The organism is Paraburkholderia sp. LEh10 (genome assembly GCF_017814945.1).
In the GTDB taxonomy this organism is placed as follows: domain Bacteria; phylum Pseudomonadota; class Gammaproteobacteria; order Burkholderiales; family Burkholderiaceae; genus Paraburkholderia.
The window spans coordinates 3,051-6,769 of record NZ_JAGIPX010000143.1 but is presented as its reverse complement, the minus strand read 5'-3'; the positions used below and the strand labels follow the sequence as shown (position 1 = coordinate 6,769).

The following is a 3,719-nucleotide window of genomic DNA, read 5'->3' as shown; positions in this document are numbered from 1 at the left end:
TTTGCTTACTTTCTTTGCCGCGGCAAAGAAAGTAAGTGCCGCCCCGCACAGGGGCGACGCCCGCGCCGCGAGGCGCAATCGCGGATGCCAGCGCAAAGGCAAAACAAACCGCATTCGCGGATGCCAGCGCAAAGGCAAAACAAACCGCAATCGCGGATGCCAGCGCAAAGGCAAAACAAACCGCAATCGCGGATGCCAACGCAAAGGCAAAACAAACCGCATTCGCGGATGCCAGCGCAAAGGCAAAACAAACCGCAATCGCGATGCCAGCGATAGCGGCAGAAACAACCCGCATCGCGAAGGATGCCCGCGCAAAAGCAAATCACCACCCCAGCGTCGCAGACAAAAACAAACCAACATCACACTCTAGCCTGCCTGTCCCTCAACTGCAGGATCATCGGCGTAAAGATGAGCTGCATCGCGAGCCCCATCTTGCCGCCCGGCACCACGATCACGTTCGGCCGCGACATGAACGAATCGTGCAGCATCGTCAGCAGATACGGGAAGTCGATGCCCTTCGGCTTCGAGAAACGGATCACGACAAAGCTCTCGTCAGGCTGCGGGATCTCGCGCGCGGTGAACGGATTCGACGTATCGACGGTCGGCACCCGCTGGAAATTCACATGCGTGCGCGAAAACTGCGGGCAGATGTAATTCACGTAGTCCGGCATACGCCGCAATATCGTATCGACGACGGCCTCGTGCGAATAACCGCGCAGCGTCTGGTCACGATGCAGCTTTTGGATCCACTCCAGGTTTATGATCGGCACCACGCCGACGAGCAGATCCGCATGCTGTGCGATGTCGACCTTGCTGGTCACGGCCGCACCATGGAGCCCTTCGTAAAACATCATGTCCGTGCCCGGCGCAATCTCCTCCCAAGGCGTGAACGTACCCGCGTCCTGCTTGTACACGGCGGCGTCCGCTTCGTCATGCACGTAGCGGCGAAACTTCCCGCCACCCGACGCGCCGTAGGTCGCGAACAGCTGCGCGAGTTCGTCGAGCAGATTCGCATCGGGCCCGAAGTGGCTGAAGTTGCGCACGCCGTCCCGCTCGCTCTGCCGCAGCGCTTCGCGCATGCCGAGCCTGTCGTAGCGATGGAACGCATCGCCTTCGATAATCTGCGCATTGATCTTCTCCCTGCGAAAAATGTGAGTGAAGCTCCTCATCACAGTGGTCGTGCCTGCGCCGCTCGACCCTGTCACCGCGACGATCGGATGTCTGACTGACATTTGCTCTCTCCTGGCGAGGCGGCCAGAGCGAGCGCTTTAGCGCCACGCCCAGGCCGCGGGCAACACGGTTGCGTTCATTTCGCCCGAAGCAACGCGTCAGAGCGACCTCTCCGGAAGGAACAGCGAGCGCTCACGAAAAAGCGGCGATGAAAACGGTGCATCGATGCCGAGATCGTGCTCGCGGTGATAGCGGCCGACGCGCGCCACCTCGTTCGACGAGCCGAGTATCAGCGGCATGCGTTCGTGAAACGTGCGCGGCGCGGCATCGAGCACGCGTTCGCGGCCCGTCGTCGCCATGCCGCCCGCCTGCTCGACGAGAAAGCCAAGCGGGCTCGCGTCGTAGACAACGGACAGCCGCCCGCGCATCGCGGAACGCGTCCGGTAGTCGCGCGGCATCAGAAAGAGGCCGCCGCGCATCATGATGCGATGCACTTCGGGCACGAGCGCGTCGCTCCAGCGCAGGCTGAAATCGCGCTCGCGGCAGCCCGCCCGCCCTTCGCGGCACTCGTGCACGTAGCGCCGCACGGGCGGCTCCCAAAAGCGCTCGTTCGACGCATCGACGGCAACCTCACCCGTTTCGTCAGGAATGCGGATCGACGGATGCGTGAGCACGAACTCGTCTTTCTCGACATCGAGCGTGAAGCCGTGCGTGCCTTCGCCGAGCGTGATGACGAGCATCGTCGCCGGGCCGTAGATCGTGTAGCCCGCAGCCGCCTGCTCCCGTCCTGGCTGAAGAAGCGGTTCACCGTATGGTTCACCATATGGTTCGCATTCTGGTTCACTGTCAGGTTCGCGGAACGTTTCGACATGCGCGTCGCCGCCATTCGCGCCGCTGCCTTGTGACTGCACCTGCATCACCGAAAAGATCGAGCCCGCCGTGCCGTTGATATCCGCGTTCCACGGACAGTTCAGCGGATCGAACGCGAGCTGGTACCCGGGCTTGTCCGCGTCGTCCGCGCGCCGGTTGCGCATCGCGGTTTCGGCCAGCTTGCGGCGTCGCACGCAATACGCGAGTACCGCGCCGCTGGCCACCGAATCGGCCCGCGCGCTGTCGCCGAGCGTGCCGCGCGCGAGCGCCGAGGCGATCGTCTTCACTGACGCGGCGACCTCGTGCAGCACGGCCTGCAATGCGGTCGGCGGCCGCGTCGGCAACAGATGGTCCGCGTCGCCCGTCAGGAACCTCGTCAACGTGATGCGTGCGTGGCGCATGATGCTCTCCTACGAAGTGGGGAATGCGGGTGCGGTGTCGCGGCTTGCCTCGCCACCGGCGGAATCGGAGAACACGCTGCTCGCGCGGATATCGGCGGCTGTCAGCAGCGTCAGCGCGGCGGGATCGGCGCAGGCGCCACCGCCGAGCGCATCGGCGAACAGGCGGTTGGCCTGGCGCAGCCGCGCGCGGTCGAGCGCGTTGCGCACGGAGCGCGCGTTCGCGAAGTTCGGCTGACGCACGCGCCGCGCGAGGTAGTCCTCGAACGCGCGGCGGGCGTCGGCATCGAACCGGTAGTGCATTGTCTCCAGCATCCTTTGCGCGATCAGCAGCAGTTCGTCGGGCGCGTAATCGGGGAAAGACAGATGGTGTGCGATCCGCGAGCGAAAGCCCGGGTTGCTGCCGAAAAACGTATCCATCCGCGCGGCGTAGCCGGCGAGGATGACGACGAGATCGTCGCGCTGGTTCTCCATGGCCTGGAGCAGGATTTCAATCGATTCCTGGCCGTAGTCGCGCTCGTTTTCGGGGCGATACAGGTAATACGCTTCGTCGATGAACAGCACGCCGCCCATTGCGCGCTTGAGCACGTCGCGGGTCTTCGGCGCGGTGTGGCCGATGTACTGGCCGACGAGATCGTCGCGCGTCACTGAGACGAGGTGATTTCGCCGGATATAGCCGAGCCGGAACAGCACATCCGCCATGCGCAGCGCGACCGTCGTCTTGCCCGTGCCGGGGTTGCCGCTGAAGCACATATGCAGCGTCGGCGCGCCGCTTTCGATGCCGAGCGCTTCGCGCGCGCGTCCGACGAGCAGTTGCGCGGCGATTTCGCGGATGCGCGTCTTGACGGGCGCGAGGCCGACGAGGTCGCAATCGAGTTCATCGAGCACATCCGAGATGCCCGATTCGCGAAAGAGCGCGAGCAGATCGATATGCGGCGCTGGAGGCGCGTGCCGTTGTGGTTGCGTCTGCGTCGGTGGCTCGGTTATCACGGCGGTCATGGTGTGTCTCCTATCGACCAGAGTTGGCGCTTCAGCGCCTACTTCCATCCCATGGCGAGTCGACCGGAGTTGGCGCTTTAGCGCCTTACTCTGGTCCCACGCCAGGTCGATGGGAGTTGGCGCTTCAGCGCTTACTCCCATCCCATGGCGAGCCAATCAGCGTCGGCGCTTCAGCGACTTATTCCAGTCCCACGCCAGGTCGATCGGAGTTGGCGCTTCAGCGCTTACTCCCATCCCATGGCGAGCCAATCAGCGTCGGCGCTTCAGCGACTTATTCCAGTC

At 63.9% G+C, this 3,719-nt stretch carries 3 protein-coding genes and 1 pseudogene; all 4 read right to left on the bottom strand.

The genetic code is table 11. The annotated features are described in order from the left end of the window. A pseudogene (locus J8I87_RS42895) lies at positions 1 to 295 on the bottom strand (hypothetical protein); the annotation flags it as partial. Positions 296 to 359: 64 nt separating this feature from the next. Continuing rightward, positions 360 to 1,232, bottom strand: a complete 873-nt coding sequence (locus J8I87_RS42890; RefSeq protein WP_209938657.1) for a phosphoribulokinase — start codon at positions 1,230 to 1,232, stop codon at positions 360 to 362. A gap of 96 nt (positions 1,233 to 1,328) precedes the next feature. Continuing rightward, positions 1,329 to 2,441 (bottom strand): class 1 fructose-1,6-bisphosphatase, encoded by a 1,113-nt coding sequence (locus tag J8I87_RS42885; protein WP_209938656.1) that lies wholly within the window; start codon positions 2,439 to 2,441, stop codon positions 1,329 to 1,331. Between the two features lie 9 nt (positions 2,442 to 2,450). Next, the gene (gene cbbX / locus J8I87_RS42880; RefSeq protein WP_209938655.1) at positions 2,451 to 3,437 is read right to left on the bottom strand and encodes a CbbX protein; all 987 of its coding nucleotides are present in this window, start codon (positions 3,435 to 3,437) and stop codon (positions 2,451 to 2,453) included. Positions 3,438 to 3,719 lie beyond the last annotated feature (282 nt).